The sequence below is a fragment of the Labilibaculum manganireducens genome (assembly GCF_963665805.2).
Lineage (GTDB): Bacteria > Bacteroidota > Bacteroidia > Bacteroidales > Marinifilaceae > Labilibaculum > Labilibaculum manganireducens.
Genome location: NZ_CAXXEE010000003.1, coordinates 4,583,617 through 4,605,527, shown reverse-complemented (window position 1 = coordinate 4,605,527; position 21,911 = coordinate 4,583,617). Strand labels below are relative to the sequence as shown.

Genomic DNA, 21,911 nt, shown 5'->3' with positions numbered 1-21,911 from the left:
TGCAAATTGATTAAATGGGAGAGAACCTAATATTAGATAGAGAAGTAGAAAAAGCAATTTTGATTGGTGTTATCGATAAATCAAAAAACATGACTGAAAGCTTAGTTCAGGAGTATCTTGACGAACTGGACTTTCTTGCTTTAACTGCTGGAGCAGAAACGGTTAAGCGTTTCACTCAGAAGATGGACTATCCTCATCCAAAAACGTTTGTTGGGACGGGAAAGCTCGAGGAGATTCTTGATTACCTGGAAAGGAATGATGATATTAAACTGGTGATTTTCGATGATGAACTTTCACCATCACAGCTTAGAAATATTGAGCGGGCATTGCAGCGTAAGATTTTGGATCGAACAAATTTAATTTTGGACATATTTGCCAGTCGTGCTCAAACGGCTAATGCAAAAACGCAGGTTGAGTTGGCTCAATATCAATATCTTCTTCCTCGATTAACAAGAATGTGGACTCACCTTGAACGTCAGCGTGGTGGTATCGGTATGCGCGGTCCGGGTGAAAGCCAGATTGAGACCGACCGTAGAATAATACTTGATAAAATATCCAAGCTTAAGGAAGATTTGATTAAGATTGATAAGCAAAAGGCAACCCAGCGTAAAAACCGGGGAAAAATGGTTCGTGTTGCACTGGTTGGATACACTAATGTTGGAAAATCAACTTTGATGAACATGATTAGTAAATCGGAGGTGTTTGCTGAGAATAAGCTCTTTGCAACATTAGATACTACTGTTCGCAAAGTAGTTATTCAAAATGTACCATTTTTATTGGCTGATACTGTTGGATTCATTCGGAAATTGCCTCATAATTTAGTCGAGTCATTTAAATCAACTTTGGATGAGGTGCGCGAGGCTGATATAATTTTGCATGTGGTTGATATTTCTCACCCTAATTTTGAGGATCAAATTAAGGTTGTGAATGAAACAATGCTTGAAATTGACAAACGTGAAAAACCAACCTTCTTGGTTTTTAATAAAATTGATGCTTTTACTTATGTGAAAAAAGATGAGGATGATCTTTTACCAAAAACAAGAGAGAATTACAGTTTGGAGGAATTAAAACAAATGTGGATTGCCAAAGGAGATACCCCTTGTTTGTTTATTTCTGCAGTGCATAAGCAAAATGTTGAGGAGTTTCGTGAGGTGGTTTACAATGCAGTAAAGGAAATACATTCGGCGCGTTTCCCGTATAATAACTTTTTATATCAGGATTATTCTAATTTAATGGATTAATTCATAAGAATGAAATTGATACATAGTTAACATGCGAACTGTTCTTATGTAACTTAAAGGATTGCCGTTCGCAAATAAAATGAAGGACAATGGAATTATTTCCATTGTCCTTATTTATAGTCTCATACAAGATTGTTTTTTGTAAGGTACTCTGCAATTTGAACTGCGTTTGTAGCAGCACCTTTTCGCAGGTTGTCTGAAACAATCCAAAGGTTTAAAGTATTCGGATTAGAAAAATCTCTACGTATTCTTCCAACAAATACTTCATCTTTTCCATGAGCATATTTTGGCATTGGGTATTCGTTTGTATCCAAATTGTCCTGAACAATTACGCCTTCTGCTTCCGAAAGAATTTTTCTTACTTCGTCAAGATCAAAATCATTGGCAAATTCGATATTTATAGATTCTGAATGCCCCCCAACTACAGGTACTCGAACAGCAGTAGCAGTTACCCTAATGCTGTCGTCTTTTAAGATCTTCTTAGTCTCGTTGGACAATTTCATCTCTTCTTTGGTGTAGCCGTTTTCGGTAAATACATCGCAATGAGGCAGACAGTTTTTATCAATTTCGTATGGGTAAGCCATTTCTCCATCAATCCCATTTCTCTCATTTTCCAATTGCGAAACTGCTTTAACACCTGTTCCTGTGATTGATTGATAGGTTGAGATCACCAAACGTTCCATTTTGTATCGCTTATGCAAAGGAGCAAGGGCTACAACTAATTGTATGGTTGAGCAATTCGGATTCGCAATAATTTTGTCTTCAGTGGTTAAATCCACAGCATTTATTTCCGGAACAACCAATTTTTTGTCTTTATCCATTCGCCAAGCCGATGAATTATCTACAACTGTAGTACCTGCTTTTGCAAATTCAGGAGCCCATTTTAAAGAGGTGTCTCCACCAGCTGAAAAGATTGCAATTTGTGGTTTTAATTCAATTGCATCTGTCATACTGATAACCTTGTATTTTTTTCCATTAAATACAACTTCTTTTCCTATAGATTTTTCACTGGCTACAGGATACAACTCACTAATCTGAAAATTTCTTTCTTCCAGAACCTCCAGTATTTTCTGACCAACCAAACCTGTGGCGCCAACAACTGCAATTCTCATAACATAATGTGGTTTAAATTGTTGATTATAAATTGGATTATAGTTAAATTAGCTTTTTGTTCAAAAGCCAAGTCAAATTTAAAAGGATTTTTCCATGAAAAAAACTCTTTCTATTAAATTGTTTTTATTGCTGTTTCTACTGAATAGTAATTGTTTATATGCCTATGATATTTGGGAAATTGATTTTACCAGTGACATAGGCAAAGGTTATTGGGGTAGTAACTCAGATTTAACCGGAATTACGGATTGGTCTTTGGATGTTTCTAACTGCACTCTTTCTGATGATGAGGATTATGTGAAGGTGGTTGTAACAGGAGGTGGCAGATTTGAAGCTAAGGATATTGATGGGGAAGCTGTTTGGAAAAGTAAGTCAATAGATATCTCAGGTTTTACAGATGTATCAATTTCTGTTGTATTAGCAGAAACCGGAAGTTCAACAAATTCAAGTAAATATGCAAAAGCCTACTATGTAATTGATGGATCGGAGGAGATTCTTTTTGAATTAAATGGTGAGAATAGTGGTAATTGGGGTAGTGTAAATGCAACACAAGCTGATTTAAACGGATCGAGTTTGGAAATCATTGTTCGGATGAATAATCCTAATTCGGGTGATTTGGTTTATTTTGATAATGTGGTCGTTACGGGAAGTCCTGTTGTTCCCGAGACCGATAACCTGACTCAAATTAGGGCTTCTGACAATCCTGTTGAGTCGAAACTTCTTAGCACAAATTGTAATGAAAAAGAAAAGGCATTAACCTGCTTTCGATTTGTTATTGACGAAACAGCAGAAGCTGCAGATGGCCTTCCAACTAAAATATCAAGAATGATCTTTTACAATTCAAAGCCGGATAATGGGATAAATTGGAAAGATTGTTCGGGTGGCTTTTGCCTGTTTATAAATAATGAGGAGATTATTCCTCAAAATCTCATCATTGAATCAGATTCTATTTTAATGGATTTTGAAGAAAATCAAATAAGTATTCCCGATGCAGAAAAAATGGAATTTGAATTGCGCTGTTATTTAAACTCAGATCATCCTTTAACAGATGGTGAAACATTTCAATTGTATTGTAAAGATTCCGCGAAAAGCTTCGAAACTTTTGTGTCGGGCTCTGGTTTTAATCCTGCCAATGAAGAGCTTCCCTCTGCAATTCATAGTATTGAGGTTGAGGCCACACGAATGATCTTCTCTGGGTGTCCGGATACCCTTATTCGCAATAATGATTTTTCCATTTTAGTAGATGCTGTAGATGATTTTAATAATAAGGATCTTGATGTAAATTATGCGGTTTTATTATCCTTGGAAACCGGAACCGGAAATTTGGAATCGTTGAATGGATTCCAGAATTCATTTGTTAAAGGTGAGGTGAATTTTGAATCATTAAAATATTCCCATCCTGAATTCATAAAATTGGCTGTAAGCAATGATGTGCTGCCCAAGGCAATTTCAGAAAATATAAAGGTTAAGAATACATATGAATCACTTGTAAATGTGAATGATTCATATTTTTCAGATTCTATCATCTCTTCCCTTTGCATTCGGGAAGTGGATGCGTTTGAAGTTTTTCGATTTTCGGTGACGGATTCGGGGAATGACAATGCTTCAACTATTCTTGAGCAGATAAGATTGATCGGATCGGAGAAAAACCAAGTGAATTGGAAGAAATCAATTGAAAAGTTCTTTGTAAAAGTGGATGGGGAGGTATTGGATGTTGAATGTACTATAAAAGATAAACAAGTAGATATTCATTTTTTAGAGTCTGAGCTAAATAAGGAGATATTAAGTGAAGAAAGTGTCGGGTATTCTGTTTTTTGCTTTTTAAAAGAAGGAAAAACCATTGATGAAGAATTATTTCAAATGAAAATAGATTCTTTGCATGCGGGTTGGATTATTTCTGATGGAAGCAGTGGTCTTAGTCCTAATTTTGGCGGTAATTTGGTAGGGAAAGAGTTTACCCTTGAAGTAGAGGCCAAAGAAATGTTGTTTCAAACTGTTCCTGAATCAGTAAATTATCAGGAACAATTTACTGTTCTTGTTCAGCTTGTTGATAGTTTGGGAAACAGTGATACCAACTCTGAGTTTGAAATAGAACTTTCCCTGGCTTCCGGGAATGGAGAGCTTTCATCCGAAAATTTAAAGCTTACAAGTGAGGATGGAGATTTTCGATGGGAGGATTTAATTTATAGTGAAGCGGAAAATTTTACTCTTCAGGCGGAATGCGATCATTTCCCAACAATATTGAGTGATAACATATCAGGTGTTGACAAAACCTCTGTAATCGGCTCTGCGGATCCAATTTTAGCAAAACCACTCAGTTCATTGGCAACAACTCAAGATGATGCCATATCTGTTCTCAATTTTAAAATCTCAGATTTAGCTACACACGATCAGTTACCAACAATAATTTCAAATTTGAAGTTTTACAACAAATATCCCGAGCATTACTTTTCCTGGGCAAAACATATTTCCGGAGCGGTTCTATTATCAAAAGGAGAGATGATTGCTGCATCTTCAAACATTAGTGATAATCGGATTGAGTTTAATTCATCGAAAGGCGTATTGGAACTGCCCAACAATTCGGAGATGAACTTATCTTTGGCGATTTTTTTTCGCAAGGGACAGCTTCCTGATAATGAGACTTTTCAGGTAGAAGTACCAAAGGTTCATGAGTGGAAGTGTTTGGAAAGTGGCTCGAAGATACAGGAGATCTTACCGGATGACATTATATCTGAAATCCATTTTATTAAGGTTGAAGCTAGTCAACTCTCTTTTTCTTCATACCCATTCGGAATTAATAATTCGAATGAGAAATTTTCTTTGAAAATTGCAGCCTGTGATCATTTTAAGAGTATAGATAAAGATGCAATTGGAGCAGTGCATCTCAGTTTGTTGGATGGGAATGGAGAATTAATTGTTACGGATGACAATCTGGAATTAGTAAATGGGATTGTTGATTACGATTCCGTTCAATGTATTGGAGGTGAATATTTTAGACTGAAAATTGAATCCAGTTTAGAACCTGATTCAATTCAAATTCTTTTAGGAGAAGATGAATTAGGTATTGATGAAAATTTCGAAACTGGGAATCTTGAAAATTGGATAAATACGAAGGATTGGAGTATTTCGTCTTACCGGCCAATTGCAGGTGAATATTCATTGAAACACAATTTGTCAGAAGAATTAGGTTCAAGCTATATTTGTACTCCTTTGAAGGGATTTAACCCCAAATCGGGTGCAATTAATTGGCGTTTTATTGTTCAAAATGGTGATTGGGATCCATCCTCGGGAAATAAATTTGTCTTTCATTTGCTCATGGATGATTCTGATCCGAGTGCAGCTACTACTAAATATTCTGTTGGTGTAAATCAAAGTGGATCAAATGATATTTTGAGTTTGTGTACTTTGAATAAAGATCAGAAATTGAAAGTTTTATTAGAATCAGAATTTAACTGGAATGAAAATGAGGCCGTTGCAATTCAGATCACTTATTACCCAAATGGTTTATGGAAAATGGAATACAACCGATTGGGAAAAAAAGAAAACTGGTTAGTTGCAGGAAAAATTCAATCTCAAGTTATGCCAGATGCAAAGGAATGGTTTTCGGGTTTGGATTTTACCTATGAAACAGCCTCCAGAGCAGGAAATCTTTGGTTTGATGATTTGGAAATAAAATCCATTAATACACCGCCGTTTTTTAAGTCTTATAAGATTTTGGCAGCGGATTCTTTGCTTTTGGAATATTCGGAGAAGCTTGATTTTTCAAAATCAGCTGAAATCGAAAATTTTAAATTGACAAGAACCAATGGAGAATATTTGGGAATGAAAGTTCTGCCTGGAGTTGAAGATAATTGCTTACTTCTTGTTTTGGATGATGCATTAAAAACCGGGAATTATTTATTAGATCTGTATAATATTACTGATGCTAAGGGCGCAGTGCAGGAAAAGGAGTCAATTAATTTCGGATATTTTGTTCCTGCAAAAAGTAATGATTTGGTCATTAACGAAATCATGGTCGACGAAACACCTTCTGTCGGGTTGCCGGAATATGAATTTATTGAATTGTACAATACCAGGACATATCCTATAGTTATTGAGAATTGGATTTTAAAAGTAGGCGAGAAGGAGACCGTTTTAACTGCGGACACAATTCCCGCCGAATCTTATTTAATTTTGTGTTCAAATTCTGCAGTAGAAGAATTTGCTTCGTTTGGCGATGTGCTTGGAGTTAGTAACTTCCCTGGACTAACAAATTCAGGAGGAACAATTGAAATACAATCTGCAGAGAAGATCGTTATTGATCAGGTTTCCTATTCGGATTCATGGTACAGGTCTGCTGAAAAATCGAACGGAGGCTGGTCATTGGAACGAATCGATCCTTTAAATACCTGCAGTACCGCTGGTAACTGGTCTGCTTCGAATAGTGAAACGGGAGGAACTCCCGGGAAGGAAAATTCCATTTATGGGAATAATATTGACAATTTGGCTCCAGAAGTTTCTCATTTAAGAGTATTGTCCAAAAATCACCTGTCTATAGAGCTGAGTGAGCAAATTGACTCATTTTCTTTGCTTAATCTCCAGAATTATTCGTTGGCTGATAATCCTGTTTTTACAATTAAGGTGGAAACGCCAATGATTGTTCACCTTGAGTTTGCCAATTCTTTTGAAGATGGTCATGAACAGCAACTAAATATTACCAGCTTGCAGGATGAGTGCGGCAATGTGTTGGATACAGTTGTGAGTTTTATTTGGTATGAGGTTCATTCCAACGATATTGTGATCAATGAAATCATGGCAGATGAAACTCCTGCAGTTGGGTTGCCGGAATATGAATTTATTGAATTGTACAATTCCAGTGAATATCCGATATCCATTGAGAATTGGATTTTAAAAGTAGGAGAGAAGGAGACTGTTTTAGCTGAGGACACAATTCCCGCCAAAGCTTATTTAATTTTGTGTTCAAATTCTGCGGTAGAGGAATTTACTTCTTTTGGAGATGTGTTAGGTGTTTCCGGTTTTCCTGGATTAACAAATTCAGGAGGAACAATTGAAATACAATCTGCAGAGAAGATCGTTATTGATCAGGTTTCCTATTCTGATTCATGGTACAGGTCTGCTGAAAAATCGAACGGAGGCTGGTCATTGGAACGAATCGATCCGGCAAATACATCTTGGCAGGAAAATAACTGGAAGGCTTCTGAAAACGAATTGGGAGGAACTCCGGGTAAAGTGAATTCAATTTATTCAATAAATCAGGATCTGATTGCTCCAGGTATCGAATCCTGCAGGTGTATTTCAGCAAATTGTTTAAAACTTGTTTTTAGCGAGCCAATTGAAAATACAGGTCGTGTTTTATCAAATTTTCAACTTTCTCCTGATTTAGTATATCCTAAGAAAGTGATTCAGGCTGATTTAACAGGTAAAGAGTTTCAATTGATTTTCAATGAGGATTTTGTTGAGAACAGTCAATGTCAACTCACCTTATCTGATGAAATTAAAGATTTAGCAGGCAATTCCATAATAACCAAAGAATTTGAGTTTTGGGTACCGGGAATTGTCACGGAAGGTGATCTGGTTATAAATGAAGTATTGTTCAATCCTTATCCCGATGGATCGGATTATGTGGAAATTGTAAATGTATCGGAAAAAGTAATTGATTTGTCAAGCGTAAAATTGGCTGCTCGAACAGATAATTTTGAATTAGACAATGAAGTTTCAATTTCAGACAAATACCTGCTTCCCAATGAATATATATTAGTGACAGAAGATACTCTCAATGTTCAACAAAATTATTTTACATCCAATCCTGATGTTTTTTGTCAAGTTAAATCTCTTCCATCTTTTTCAGATGATGCAGGAAGAGTCGTTCTTATTTCCAATAATGAACTTATTGATGATTTTGTATACACTGAAAATATGCATTTTGAATTATTGGCTTCGGTTGAAGGTGTATCCTTGGAAAGGATAAATCCAAAAGGTGAAACGAATAGTAAATCGAATTGGCAATCGGCGGCTCAAAATATCGGATTTGGTACTCCGGGAATTCAAAATTCAGTTTACAATGATCTCAGCAGTTCAAATTCCGAAATAGGTTTGTCTCCTAAAATATTTACTCCAGATAATGATGGTTTTGATGATCGCCTTCTAATTAATTTTAATCTGGAAATGGATGGTTACCTGGCTACGGTTCGAATCTATAATTCGATGGGGATTGAAATTAGGAAATTAGCGAACAATTTGAACTTAGCCAATGAGGATTCTTTGTTTTGGGATGGACTAACTTCACAAAAAGAGAGAGCTTCAATAGGAATCTATTTGGTGTATATCGAATTATTTAGTCCGGATGGAAAACGTAAAATTTTTAAAGAGACCTGTGTTTTGGGTGGAAAATTCAATTAAAACAGCACTTAATTGAACGGCAATAGAGTTTTTTCAAAAAAAAGAAATTAACTGTTGATTATTTATGTTTGTTTTCGTAACTTAATGATGCATAGGGGGTTTGAATGGTTTAGAAATTAAATGTATCTCAAACTGCTTTTAGTGATAGCTGTTAATTAATGTAGTGGTTAATTTAATGGTAAAGTAAAGAGGAATCAATTTGATTCCTCTTTTATTTTATATTGAGTCGGTCTTGATGTTATGCAGATTGCTTGAACGCTTATTTTTCTGCACATAGTTCATAATCTGAACATCGAATTTTGACTTGTCTTCATTCAAAAATTTTATCCGTAAAGGAATATAGAACAAATGCTTCTTTATCGATTCATGATTGATATTCATATCGTAAAATCGAGTCGCATCTTTTTCCGTAGTAACAATTATTTTATTTTCACCCTTCAGGTGTTCAAATTTGGAATGAATCAAATCAATATCTCTTGTTCCAAATGAATAATGGTCCGGGAACTTCAATTCTTCTACCAAATCGGAGAAATTCTCAAGGTATTCTCTTAAAGGTTTAGGATTGGCAATTCCAGTTACCAAAATAATAGAAAAATTATCTTTATCCCAATCTTCGTTAATAATATTGATAGCGTTATCTCTAAAAACAGGTTCTAAATTTCCGTAATCAAGGCTTGTGAAATATAAGGACTGAAAGGGAAGAAGATCAAGTTCTTTAACAATTATTCTTCTATCAATAGGAGTCATATTTTCCGGTGATTTACTTACAATAATAATGTTGGCCCGGTCCTTTTCACCTGCACTTTCTCGCAGTCTGCCATATGGCATAATATAATCCTGGGTAATTGGCCGGTTGTAGTCTATCAATAAAATCGATAAACCGGCTTTTATAGATCGGTGTTGAAAAGCATCATCAAGCAGTACTGCAGCTAAATCGGTACCATGTTCCGATTGAAGCAGATTCTTTACGCCATTCACTCTTTTCTTATCAACTGAGACTAAAATATCCGGGAATTTTCTTTTAATCTGCATTGGTTCATCACCAATCTGATATGATGTTGATGCTTCATCAGCAAGAATATATCCTTTTGATTTTCGTTTATAACCCCGACTTAATGTGGCTATTTTATAATCATCTTTTAGTAAGGTGATCAGGTATTCGATATGAGGAGTTTTACCGGTTCCACCTACAGTAATATTGCCAACAGATATAATGGGAATTTTAAATTCGGTACTAGGTAATATATTAAAATCAAAAAGTAGATTCCGTACAGATACAATCAGCCCATATAGTAAACTAAAAGGGAAAAGCAGACTTTTCAGGATGGGAGATAGTTTATTCATTTGATTTTGGGTTTGAAAAAGGGAATCGGCCTTTCCCAGACATGTTTTTTGGTTAGTAGATTATATTGCCTAAAATTACTGAAATAATTCAAATGATAATAATTTTCTTGCTCCAGCCAATAAAAATCATTTCTGCTAAATCTTTAAGATAGGGAATCAGTAGTTGAATTGATAATTAAATAATGTGTTTTTCTGAAATATATCGATTCCTGAGAAAAAAAATCCTCATGAATAACATGAGGATCTTAATTATTTAAAGTTAATTTTTCCTAGTGCAGGTCAATTTCGTAGGGAATACGGGCCTGAATTCCACCAAGTTGTATAAGGTCTTGTGTTTTTTCATAAGTACTGTAAAAGTTTCCCAATTCGTTTTTAAGAATTTTGATTTTTGCTTTACCGGTTAATTCTTCTATAATTGCTTCAAAAGGATCTTTTAATTTTGGAAGAGAAACAATTCGGTAATCTTCAACTCCAGCTTTTTCTTTGGCTATTTGAATGGCTGTTTCCAATCCTCCCAAAACATCAACCAAACCATTCTTCTGTGCATCCATTGCATTCCAAACTCTGCCTTGAGCAACTTCGTGCACCTGTTCAACAGTCATGTTACGTCCCTCAGCAACTCTACTTACGAATGTATCGTAACCGTTATTAATGATATTCTGAACAATTTCTTTTTCTGTTGGAGTAAATTTTCTGGATGAAATAGGAAGCATCAATGGATAGCTGCCACCAAAAGCTGCATGTTCATTGGTTCCGTAAGAATCAGTTGTCAAGCCAAATTTCTCCTTTATTAGCTCTTCTCCAGAAAAGAATAAACCATAAATTCCAATCGAACCGGTAATCGTATTTTTATCAGCAACAATTGTATCAGCAGTACATGCAATATAATACCCACCGGAGGCGGCAACATTTCCCATTGATGCAATTACAGGTTTTGCATCCGAAGCTAATTTAACTTCTCTCCATATAAAATCAGATACATTTGCATATCCTCCCGGAGAGTTAACTCTTAATACAATTGCTTTAATTGTAGAATCAAGACGAGCCTCACGAATGGTTTTAGCCAATCCGGGTCCAATTGAGCTTTCGTTTTGTTCTAAACCTATTGCACCACTTGCATAAATAACAGCGATTTTATTTTTCGAAAATTTATAGTTTGCATCTGGCGCGTTTGCATAATCAGAAGTGCTTACCAATCTTAGTTTTTTATTTTCTTTAATATCAGATAGTTTTCTTAGCTTATCCTCCATTTCATCTTCATAGATAACTCCGTCGATTAAGCCATATTTTTCTGCATCGGCAGCTTTTCTAACGGCTACTTCATCAATCAGCTGATTCAGTTTTTCAACAGTAATATTTCTCTCTTCCGATATTCCTTCAAGAAGTTGATTCCACATAGCTCCAACATAAGCCATGGTTTGTTCTCGACTTTCATCACTCATATCGTCACGAAAATATTGTTCGGTTGCCGATTTGTATTTCCCAACCCGAATAACCTGGGCCTCAACGCCAATTTTCTCAAGAAATTTCCTGTAAAAGGTTCTTTCACCTCCCATACCTAATAAAAATAAGCCAGCTTCAGGGTTGAGGAAAACACTATCAGCAATAGAAGTTAAATAATATGCTTTCTGTGAATGACCAAAATTATTGTAGCTAACTATGAATTTACCTGTTGTTTTAAATTCCTTTAGTTTATTCCTGATTTCTTCGATAGACGCCATGCCTCCAAAATTGGCTGGGATATCAGTTACATTAAGGTAAATTCCTTTTATTTTTTCATCTGTTTTGGCTTTCTCAATATTTTCAAGAACGGTGTTTAGCCCGATGTTGGCATCAGCACTCATAGTGAAAAAATTGAAGTTAGACATCGGGTTGTCTGAACCTCGGTCTACTAATTGCTGATTTAATTTTATTTCCAGAATACTTTTGTCTTTTATGTCGACAGGTTTATCACTACCTGACGCAATCCCGGCAATGATTATTATTCCAAGAAATAATAATATAAAACCTCCAATAATAACTCCAAGAATTGAGGCGAAAGTAAATTTGAAAAAACTCTTCATAACTATATGTGTTTTGTGGATAATCAATTAATTAGTAATAATTGTAAATTATGGTAAAATTAGAAACAAACAAATATATTTAATTTAGTTGAAACTGGCTTGGTGCAATGCCTTATTTTCGATATACATTTTGATATCGGGGTTTTCTTTGTTTCTTTTACCGATAAAAAGAGAATTTTACATGGCGAGAGTATATTTTTTATTGGGAGGTAACTTAGATGATAGAGAAAGAATCCTTTCTGAAGCAATTTCGAAGATGAAAATGGAAATAGGGGAGTTGGTGGATTGTTCTTCTATTTACGAAACTGAACCATGGGGTTTTGAACACGAATTGAATTTTTTAAATCAGGTTGTCGTAATTGAAACCGGGTTTGAGGCGGAAGAAATATTGGATGTGATCCAGCAAATTGAGAAAGATTTAGGGCGGGTTCGTAAAAAAGATCAGTACAGTGAAAGAACAATTGATATTGATATTCTTTTTTACGGGGATCAGATTATTTCTACCGACCGTTTGGTTGTTCCTCATCCCAGGATTCAGGAACGATTATTTGCACTGGTTCCAATGCTCGATGTTGCACCTGAATTAATTCATCCGATCGAAATAAAAAGCATAAGAGAATTGCACGCGGTTTGTCCGGATAAAATGGAAGTGAAAAAATTCAAGCACTAAAAAAGGGTTGTTCCTAAAAAACAACCCTTTTCTAATAAATATTTTATTTATCCCAGTTTAGCACCAAATGCAAGATCACCTGCATCGCCGCATCCCGGAACAATATATGATTTCGAATTTAAATCCTTATCAACAGCACCCATCCAGATAGTAATATTTTCATTAGAAAGTTTACTTTTTATAAACTCAACACCTTCTTCACTACCAATAACTGCAACAATGTGAACGTGTTTAGGTGTTCCTTTTGTTAGCATTGCTTTATACGCTAATTCCATTGAAGAACCTGTAGCCAACATCGGATCGGCAAGAATAACAACTTTGCCATCTATCGATGGAGATGAAATGTATTCAAAATTGATTTTGAACTCGCCATCATCAGAATATTTTCTGTAAGCAGAAATAAAGGCATTTTCCGATCTGTCGAAGTAATTTAAAAGGCCAGTGTGTAAAGGTAAGCCTGCCCTAAGAATGGAAGCTACTACAACTTCGCAGGATGGAAGGCTTGTAAGTGATTCTCCAAGAGGAGTTTGTATTGAGCTTTCAGTAAAATCCAATTCCTTACTGATTTCGTAAGCAAAAATTTCGCCCACTCTTTCCAGGTTTCTTCTAAAGCGAAGAGGATCTTTTTGAATATTTATATCTCTGATTTCAGCTATGAATTGATTAAAAAGAGAGTTTTTTTCTCCTAAAGTATTGACCACCATGATTATTTATTTAAAATTTAGCTGAGCGCAAATATAGCCATATTTCAAAAATATTAAACAAGGAATTCCTTAAAAAATTGATAAGACTAATTCATTCTAAATTAGTCCTTCGTCTGCAAAGCTAAAGAATTGATTGTCTGCAATTATTAAATGATCCAACACCGAAATATTCATTAGTTTACCTGCCTCACTGGCTTTTGAGGTTACATCCTTGTCTGCATTGGAAGGTTGAAGGTTACCAGACGGATGATTGTGGCAAAGAATTAAGTTGGTTGCACCTAAAAGCAGGGCATCTTTAAATACTAATCTTACATCAAAAACGGTTCCGGTGATACCTCCTGATGAAACGTTTTTAATTTCGACTATTTTATTTGCTTGATTAAGAAAAACGACCCAAAACTCCTCATGGCCTAAATCTTCAACATAGGGAGATATGAGTTCAAAAGCATCCTGACTGCAGTTTATTTTTTGTTTTTGTTTGGAGGGAAAAGCTTTTTGTCTCCGGCCTAATTCCAAAGCTGAAATGATACTAATAGCTTTTGCTTCCCCAATACCTGGGATTTTCACTAAATCATGAATGTTTTTTTTTGCGAGCAGATTAAGATCATTGTCGCAATCAGATAGAATTGATTTTGATAATTCGACTGCAGATTGCTTTCGGTTACCACTTCCAATAATAATTGCCAGAAGCTCGGCAGAAGATAAACTTTTAACGCCTTTATACATTAATTTTTCTCTGGGGCGATCTTCAATAGCCCAGTCTTTAATGCTTAATTTCTTGTATTCGTCCATTTCGCGATGTGTTATAACTTAATTAAAGTTATGAAAATATACGAAATAATCAAATGAGAATTTATTGCATGACAAAAAGGGTTCTCATTGAGAACCCTCTATTATAGAGTAGTAATTTCTTACCTACAGTTTGTTAACGTGTAAAGCTAATTTAGATTTTAAGTTAGCCGCTTTGTTTTTATGAATTACATTGATTTTTGCAAGTTTATCTAACATTGCAGTAACCGTTGGTAATAATTCGTTAGCAGCTTCTTTATCAGTAGTAGCACGTAACTTTCTTACAGCATTTCTAGTAGTCTTAGCGTAAAACTTGTTGTGTACTCGTTTTGCTTCAGACTGTCTTATTCTTTTAATTGCAGATTGATGATTTGCCATCTCTTAAAGTTATCTAAATTTATTTATCTTGGTAGTCCGTAGGGGAATCGAACCCCTGTTACCAGGATGAAAACCTGGCGTCCTAACCCCTAGACGAACGGACCATTATCTTTATTTTTGCGTAGCAAAGATAAGTTAAAAAACAACTTGCTACAAACTTTTCGTAGTCCGTAGGGGAATCGAACCCCTGTTACCAGGATGAAAACCTGGCGTCCTAACCCCTAGACGAACGGACCATTTATTTTAAAGAGATGCAAAGGTAAATCAAAAATTTAATTTTGCAAATACATTTTTGTATTTTTTCTTTTTAAAAGCTGAAGAACTAAAAGAAGCAATCGTGATCACTATTTTTTTTCTTTAGCGATGCAAAGAAAGAGATAATTCTTTGAATTGACAATACTTTATTTGAAAAAAAACAAGACTTTTTTTATCAGAAATTTCTAACTGCTTCTTTCTTAGAATAAAGAGTAATCAGCGCCATTCAACTATTGTTCCTCTTGTACTATTTAAAAGGTCTTTAGGGATGATGTTTCGAATACTTACAGCCAAAAGATCGAGTAATTTATTCTTTGAGTAATGACGGGAATACACCAAACTAACTTCTCGTAAAGGGTGTAGATTTGTGAATCTCTTAACTTGATTTAACTTGTCTTTGGGTAAATATTGAGTGGCTAATTCGGGAATCAACGTAAAACCACCTTCTTTATCCACAATTTTCATTAAAGTTTCTAAAGAATTACTCTCAAACTCGAAAGGCAATTCCTGATGCTGCAAATCGTGCATTTCACAAAGGTTGATGACCTGATTTCGAAAACAGTGACCATCACCAAGCATCCATATTTCCGGAGTGGCAATATCTTTCACCTCAATAACTGCTTTTTTAAGAAGCTCATGATCTTTGTGTGCATAAATCATCATCTCTTCGTAAAACAGCGGTTTTTCCTTTATTTTATCTTCCTTGGCTGGTGTCACAAATATGCCGACATCTATTTTGTCTTTTTTTAAACTCATTATTATATCTTCAGATACCATTTCTTCCACTTCTACTTTAAGAGCAGGGTAATTTCGGATATAGTCTCCAATAAACATGGGTAGGAGGAATGGAGCAAGGGTTGGAATGATACCTATTTTAAGACTTCCTACAATTGTATTTTTATGATCATGTATAATGTCGTTGATTTTTTTTGTATCACCTAAAATGATTCGGGCTTGTTCTATAATAGATTTACCAACATCAGTTGGGATGATTGGTTGTTTGCTGCGGTCAAATATAGTAATGTCCAGAAATTCTTCTAATTTTTTAATTTGCATACTAAGCGTAGGCTGTGTAATAAAGCACTTATCAGCAGCAGTGGCAAAATGACGGTATGTATCAACTGCAACGATATATTCCAACTGGGTAATTGTAATCATGTTTATTGAATTTGGATTTAAGCTCAAATATAAAGATTATCTATCGGATTATAAGCATTATTGATTTGATAGATAATGAAAAGTATGGTACATTTGGTAATACTAATACAAAACAACGATTATTTTTTATTTCGGCAGAAAGTTATAAAGAGCTAAAGCAGCATACTTTGCGAAATAATAGGGTTACAAAAATAATAGTTTGATAGTTTTTGTTATTTAAGTTTTATTAGATGTTTGGGTTTTGCAGCCGGAAATTTATTTCCGGCTTCTTTTTTTATGTGATTCTACGTTTTAATTGCTCCTGTAAGAATTTGTCACCTGTTCCAGGATACATTTTTAAATTCCATTTAAGTGGTACTGATTTTATTCTCAATTATTTCTGGAAATCGAATCGCAAAAGCTTAGTTATGAACTGATAATGCAGATATGTTTTGTAGCATTAATGCTGAATAGCAGAAATTGGACTCAAAAAATATACTACTTTAGTCGGCGATTTAGGAATTATTAAAAAACATCATAAAATCGATTAAAAGATGCACAAAGAGATCAAAATAGTTTCTTTTGAGGAAGCAGCGAAGGTGATTAAATCTGGGGATAGAGTACATTTACATTCCGTGGCTTTGGCTCCGCAGAAGTTTATAAATGCAATGTGTGAAAGAGGTCGTAATGGCGAAATTTACGATGTGGCAATACAGCACCTCCATACAGAAGGTCCGGCTCCTTATGCAGACGCTGAATTTGAAGGTATCTTTAATTTGGAGTCGTTGTTTGTTGGTGCCAACGTACGGAAGCAAACACAGGCAGGTTATGCAGATTATATTCCTGTGTTTTTGAGCGAAACGCAGCAGTTGATTCGTGAAGGAATTTTGAAAGTGAATGTAGCCGTGGTTCAGGTAAGTGTGCCGGATAAGCATGGATATGTATCATTGGGTACCTCTGTTGATGCTACAAAAGCAGCTGTTGAAACAGCAGATACTGTTGTTGCGGTAATCAATCCTAATGTACCTCGTGCATTTGGTGATGCCTTGATGCCTTTGAGTTATTTTGATGTATTTTGTGAGGATAATACTCCACTAATCGAGCACCATAATGCACCATTAACCGAGATTGATATTCAGATTGGTAAAAATGTTGCAGGTTTAATTCCTGATGGAGCTTGTCTTCAGATGGGTATTGGAGGTATTCCAAATGCAGTTTTGGCTCAATTAGGCAATCACAAGAATCTTGGTGTGCACACTGAAATGTTTGCTGATGGTCTTCTTCCTTTGGTTTACAGCGGTGTTGTTAACGGAATGAACAAGAAATTGGATAAAGGTAAAATTGTTGCTGGTTTCTTAATGGGAACAAAGGAGCTTTACGATTTTGTTGATGATAATCCCGGAGTTTTAATGATGGATGTTGCTTATACTAATGGAGTTGGTATCATCAAGCAAAATCCTAAAGTGTGTGCAATTAATTCTGCATTATCTATTGATATTACAGGTCAGGTTTGTGCCGATTCAATCGGAACAAGACACTACTCTGGTGTTGGCGGACAAATTGACTTTACACGTGGTGCTTCTGCTTCAGAAGGTGGTGTGCCGATTATTGCAATGCCTTCTGTTACAGGAAAAGGAGTTTCAAAAATCACTCCAACACTACTGCAGGGATCTGGTGTTGTGACTACACGTAACAACATGAGATGGTTTGTAACTGAGCATGGAGCAGTTAATTTGTTTGGAAAAACATTACAACAAAGAGCTAAAGCTATTATTTCGGTTGCACATCCTAATTTTAGAGAAGAATTGGATCAGGCAGCTTTCGAAAGATTTGGTAGTCACTACCATTTTGTTGCTAAAAAATACTAATATAGTTCAGATATTCTGATCAAAATAAACGAGGCTTCACTTGAGGCCTCGTTTTGCATTTTGTCTGTCCATAAAAAAAAGAAATATTGGTTTGTATTGGTGGAGTTGTACTTCGTTATTGATCTTCTTTCTTAGGAACGGAGCCCATCAATTTATCTGATTTAGGAATGGTAATGTAAAAACTACTTCCTTTTCCTTCTTCACTATCTGCCCATATCTTTCCGCCATTTTTCTCAACATATTCTTTACAAAGCAATAAACCAATTCCAGCACCTTTTTCCTGGGCAGTTCCTAATGCAAGGTAATTATTATCCAAACGGAATATCTTGTGAAGATTGGTTTTACTCATTCCCACTCCTTCATCAGAAATATCCAATTCTACCCAATATTTCTTTTCACGGGCCGAAACCGTAATTTTTCCTTCCCGATAGGAGAATTTTATTGCATTGGAGAGCAGATTTTTAAATACTTCGCAGATAGCCGCTGTGTCTGCATATGCTTTGGAGGTACTGTCTAAATTAAAAATAACCTTAACATTTTTCTCAATAAGTTGTTCTGAAAGCTTTGTTAAACTATAATCTAAAAGTTCTTTCACATTAAAAAGACGAGGTGAAAATTTTGTTTTGCCGGACTGAGAGGCAGACCACAGTAAAATATTTTCAACAAGATCATAAGTTTGGAAAGACAAGTCTCTGATGTTTTTCGATAAATGCTTTTGTTCTTCAATTTTAGCCTGGTTAAAACTATCAAGAAGTTTTGAACTCATAAGCTTCATATCAATAAAAGGGGTTCGTAAATCGTTCGAAATAATATTGAATATTTTATCTTTTGTAAGGTTCAAATCCTTGAGTGTTACTTCGGTTTCTTTTAATCTGGAGTTCATTTCTTCCAGTTCATCATTCTTATCCGTTAAGGCTTGCGTAGCTTCCTTTCTTATTTTGATGTTCCTGTTTGCGACATAACCTATTATTCCTGCAAGTATTATTAAGGCTACAAAAAGATAGATTACAATGGTTTGCTGGCGATTGTACGCTTTTAAGCTCTTGATTTCATCTTTATTTTTTGAAATTTGATAATTAGCCTCAAATTCAGATATTTTATCTTTATCAATCTGATCTATAATACTGTCGTATTGGGTGCTCGAGTATTCACGGAAGTATTCCAATGCTTTCTTATAATCTCCTTGGTTAGAGAAATACTCGAACAAATTCTCCGATGCAATTTTTTGCAGGCTTCTGTCTTTGCACAGATTAGCATGATCGAATGCTGAAAGCAAATAGTCTTTGGCTTCCTCGCTTTGGTAATATTTCATTAATATTTCTCCAATGCTGTTCGAGGAATATGCTATTCCTTTGTTATTTCCAATTCTGCGGTGAAGACTAAGTGATATTTTATGATATTCCAGACTCTTGTCGAAATTATTGTAGCTCTCGTATAGATTCCCAATTAACGAAAAGACATTTGCCTGTTCCTTTTGATCATTAATTTCATCGTAAATTTTTAAAGCTTCATTGTAGTTCTTTAAAGAAAAATCCAATTCATTTAGATCCTTGTATACCGTTCCTATATTTTTGAGAGTAGCGGCAATAAATATTTTATTTCCTATTTCTTTTCTTATTTCAAGAGATCTGTTGTAGTAGGCCAAAGATTCATTGAAATTGTTCAATCTCCAATATATTCCTCCAATATCATTTAGCGAAAACGCAATAAGGGTTTTGTCGCCTATTTCTTCTCTAATTTCAAGAGCCTTGGTGTAATAATCGAGTGCTTTGTTCGGTTTATTAAGGTTCTTATATACATTCCCAAGATTGTTTAGAGAGGATGATATGTCTGATTTGTCGCCTAAATCAGATCTTATTTCCAGCGATTTAAGATAAAATTCTAAGGAGCTGGCGTAATCTTTTTTTAGCCAAAAAACACTTCCGATATTATTTAAGGTGTAAGCAACTTCTTTTTGAGTTCCATTTTTCTCCCTTATTTCAAGCGACCGGTTAAGGTGAATCAGGGCTTCGTCGTATTTATTTAGTATTTTATATATTTCTCCAATGTTATTCAACGAACTGGCAGTCCCTTTCAGGTCATTAATCGTTTTTCGGATTTCCAGAGCCTGTTTGTGGGAATCGAGCGCCAGTCTAAAATTGTTAACCCGACGATATAAATTTCCCAGATTGTATAATGAAGCTGATTTTTCAGCAGGATCTGTAGAGTTGAGAATGACAACTTCTTTTGCGTAGTCGATACTTTTGTCAGGGTCTATATCAATATATAAGCTCGATAGTTCTTTAAGTAAAGCAATTTTTTCACCACCTTCAGTACTTTTTAATAATTCTTCGACCTTCTGAATTCGATCCTGAGATTCGCCCAACACCAAAGTTATAGGGAAAAAAAGAAGAATTAAAAAAATATATTTAAGCTTACAAAGCATAACAGTCCTGACTTTGGGGTTCATCATACCGTAAAAATAGTATTAATTTATCTCTTGGCAACATAAAGAGATTTGAAATAGTGCACTTTAGCTTACTTTGTATTTACGATAATGTTTTCTGCAAGCTGAGCGAGGTTTACACCAGTAAAGTTTCCCGAACTCATCAATAAAACATTTGTATTCTTAAAATCTATTGAAAGTAAATCTGAAATTAGTTGATCTGAATTAATATATACTTTAAGATTAGTTCCTCCAAACGCTTCTTCCACCTGTTTGCTGGTTATTGGTTCCAGTTTTTTGTGTTCAATTGTTTTCGGATCAAAATAAACAAAAGCCTGATCAGCCATACTCATTGTATTTTTATAATGAGGCAGAAATTCTTTCTTTAGGCTGCTGAAAGTGTGAAGTTCCATACAGGCAATCAATTTTCTATTCTGATATTGCTTTTTTACAGCTTCGGTCGTTGCTTTTAATTTAGAAGGAGAATGAGCAAAATCCTGAAATACACTACAGTTATCGCTTTCAGCCAACTTTTGCAGGCGACGGGCAGCTCCGGAAAAATTTTGAATCGATTGATAAAAATCAAGGTCTTTTATTCCAATGCTTTTGCAGATGTGATAAGCCCCCATAAGGTTTTGTAAATTATGCTCCCCAAATATTTCAAGAGCAAATTCATTATCATCTGTTGTTAAAATGGTTTGGTTGTTTTCCAGTCTGAATGGATGCGTATTGTATGGAATGTAGTTCACATCATTTCTTCTTTTAGTGAGAATTTTTTGAATGTGTTCATCCTCTTCAAAATAGATTAAACTCCCATTGGGCTGAATAAGATTTGTGAATATCCCGAACTGCTCAACATAGTTTTCAAAAGTTGGAAAAACATTGATGTGATCCCAGGCTACACCGGTAAGTAAGGCAATGTGTGGATGATAAAGATGGAATTTGGGTCTTCTGTCAATTGGAGAAGACAAATACTCATCACCTTCGAAGATTGCAATTTTAGCTTCTTTGGTCAACTTAACCATGGTTTCGAAACCTTCAATTTGGGCACCAACCATATAATCAAAATCAATATCATTTTCTTTAAGAACATGCATAACCATTGATGTTGTAGTTGTTTTTCCATGGCTGCCACCAATTACAATTCTGGTTTTGTCTTTTGTTTGCTCGTAAATGTATTCAGGATAAGAGAAGATTTTTAAGCCTAATTCCTGAGCTTTTAAAAGCTCAGGATTATCAATACGGGCGTGCATTCCAAGAATAATAGCGTCGAGATCTGTATTTATTTTTTCAGGAAACCAGCCCCATTCTTTTGGCAGTATATTGTGTTTTTCCAAACGGGATTTTGAGGGATTAAAAATTTCATCATCGGAACCCGAAACAGTAAAACCTTTTAAATGCAGTGCTATTGCAAGATTGTGCATGGCGCTGCCGCCAATTGCTATAAAATGTACTCTCATTGGTATTCGCTTTTAAAAATTGTATTTTTGATCTGTATTAAATGAATTGGTCTGTAAAGCTGTATTTA

13 protein-coding genes and 2 tRNA genes are annotated in these 21,911 nt (G+C 35.1%); 4 read left to right on the top strand and 11 right to left on the bottom strand.

Annotation, left to right across the window (positions count from 1 at the left end):
* Nucleotides 1–14: 14 nt before the first annotated feature.
* A complete protein-coding gene (hflX, locus tag ACHZAX_RS18095; protein WP_101309985.1) occupies nt 15–1,241 on the top strand; it encodes a GTPase HflX in 1,227 nt (408 codons plus the stop codon).
* A gap of 122 nt (nt 1,242–1,363) precedes the next feature.
* Here the strand turns inward: hflX and ACHZAX_RS18090 are convergent, their stop codons facing one another.
* Complete coding sequence (locus ACHZAX_RS18090) at nt 1,364–2,353, bottom strand: aspartate-semialdehyde dehydrogenase (protein WP_101309986.1); 990 nt, start codon at nt 2,351–2,353, stop codon at nt 1,364–1,366.
* A gap of 94 nt (nt 2,354–2,447) precedes the next feature.
* On the opposite strand from ACHZAX_RS18090, the gene ACHZAX_RS18085 reads away from it, so the two are divergent.
* Nucleotides 2,448–8,750 (top strand): lamin tail domain-containing protein, encoded by a 6,303-nt coding sequence (locus ACHZAX_RS18085; protein WP_320020066.1) that lies wholly within the window; start codon nt 2,448–2,450, stop codon nt 8,748–8,750.
* A 216-nt stretch (nt 8,751–8,966) separates the two neighbouring features.
* Here ACHZAX_RS18085 and lpxK read toward each other — a convergent pair whose 3' ends face one another.
* Together lpxK and sppA are read right to left on the bottom strand one after the other, a co-directional pair.
* Complete coding sequence (gene lpxK, locus ACHZAX_RS18080; protein WP_320020065.1) at nt 8,967–10,094, bottom strand: tetraacyldisaccharide 4'-kinase; 1,128 nt, start codon at nt 10,092–10,094, stop codon at nt 8,967–8,969.
* A 269-nt stretch (nt 10,095–10,363) separates the two neighbouring features.
* Nucleotides 10,364–12,157 carry a signal peptide peptidase SppA gene (sppA, locus tag ACHZAX_RS18075; protein WP_101309989.1) on the bottom strand — a complete coding sequence of 598 codons (1,794 nt, stop codon included), beginning with the start codon at nt 12,155–12,157 and terminating at the stop codon, nt 10,364–10,366.
* Nucleotides 12,158–12,338: 181 nt separating this feature from the next.
* Between sppA and folK the strand changes: the two genes are divergently transcribed.
* Nucleotides 12,339–12,827 (top strand): 2-amino-4-hydroxy-6-hydroxymethyldihydropteridine diphosphokinase, encoded by a 489-nt coding sequence (gene folK / locus ACHZAX_RS18070; protein ID WP_320020064.1) that lies wholly within the window; start codon nt 12,339–12,341, stop codon nt 12,825–12,827.
* Nucleotides 12,828–12,874: 47 nt separating this feature from the next.
* On the opposite strand, the gene upp is transcribed toward folK, so the two are convergent.
* From upp to ACHZAX_RS18040, 6 genes are all read right to left on the bottom strand, one after another.
* A complete protein-coding gene (gene upp / locus ACHZAX_RS18065; RefSeq protein ID WP_124993529.1) occupies nt 12,875–13,531 on the bottom strand; it encodes a uracil phosphoribosyltransferase in 657 nt (218 codons plus the stop codon).
* Nucleotides 13,532–13,627: 96 nt separating this feature from the next.
* Nucleotides 13,628–14,323, bottom strand: a complete 696-nt coding sequence (radC, locus tag ACHZAX_RS18060; protein ID WP_101309992.1) for a RadC family protein — start codon at nt 14,321–14,323, stop codon at nt 13,628–13,630.
* Between the two features lie 123 nt (nt 14,324–14,446).
* Entirely contained in the window at nt 14,447–14,698 is a 252-nt protein-coding gene (gene rpsT, locus ACHZAX_RS18055; protein WP_101309993.1) for a 30S ribosomal protein S20, read from the bottom strand.
* A gap of 29 nt (nt 14,699–14,727) precedes the next feature.
* Nucleotides 14,728–14,802 (bottom strand) — tRNA-Glu (locus tag ACHZAX_RS18050).
* Nucleotides 14,803–14,862: 60 nt separating this feature from the next.
* Nucleotides 14,863–14,934 (bottom strand) — tRNA-Glu (locus ACHZAX_RS18045).
* Between the two features lie 235 nt (nt 14,935–15,169).
* The gene (locus tag ACHZAX_RS18040; protein WP_320020063.1) at nt 15,170–16,111 is read right to left on the bottom strand and encodes a hydrogen peroxide-inducible genes activator; all 942 of its coding nucleotides are present in this window, start codon (nt 16,109–16,111) and stop codon (nt 15,170–15,172) included.
* 533 nt (nt 16,112–16,644) lie between these two features.
* Between ACHZAX_RS18040 and ACHZAX_RS18035 the strand changes: the two genes are divergently transcribed.
* Complete coding sequence (locus ACHZAX_RS18035; RefSeq protein WP_101309995.1) at nt 16,645–17,958, top strand: acetyl-CoA hydrolase/transferase family protein; 1,314 nt, start codon at nt 16,645–16,647, stop codon at nt 17,956–17,958.
* A 115-nt stretch (nt 17,959–18,073) separates the two neighbouring features.
* Here ACHZAX_RS18035 and ACHZAX_RS18030 read toward each other — a convergent pair whose 3' ends face one another.
* Complete coding sequence (locus ACHZAX_RS18030; protein WP_320020062.1) at nt 18,074–20,410, bottom strand: tetratricopeptide repeat-containing sensor histidine kinase; 2,337 nt, start codon at nt 20,408–20,410, stop codon at nt 18,074–18,076.
* Nucleotides 20,411–20,475: 65 nt separating this feature from the next.
* Nucleotides 20,476–21,843 (bottom strand): UDP-N-acetylmuramate--L-alanine ligase, encoded by a 1,368-nt coding sequence (locus tag ACHZAX_RS18025; protein WP_320020061.1) that lies wholly within the window; start codon nt 21,841–21,843, stop codon nt 20,476–20,478.
* Nucleotides 21,844–21,911: the final 68 nt, after the last annotated feature.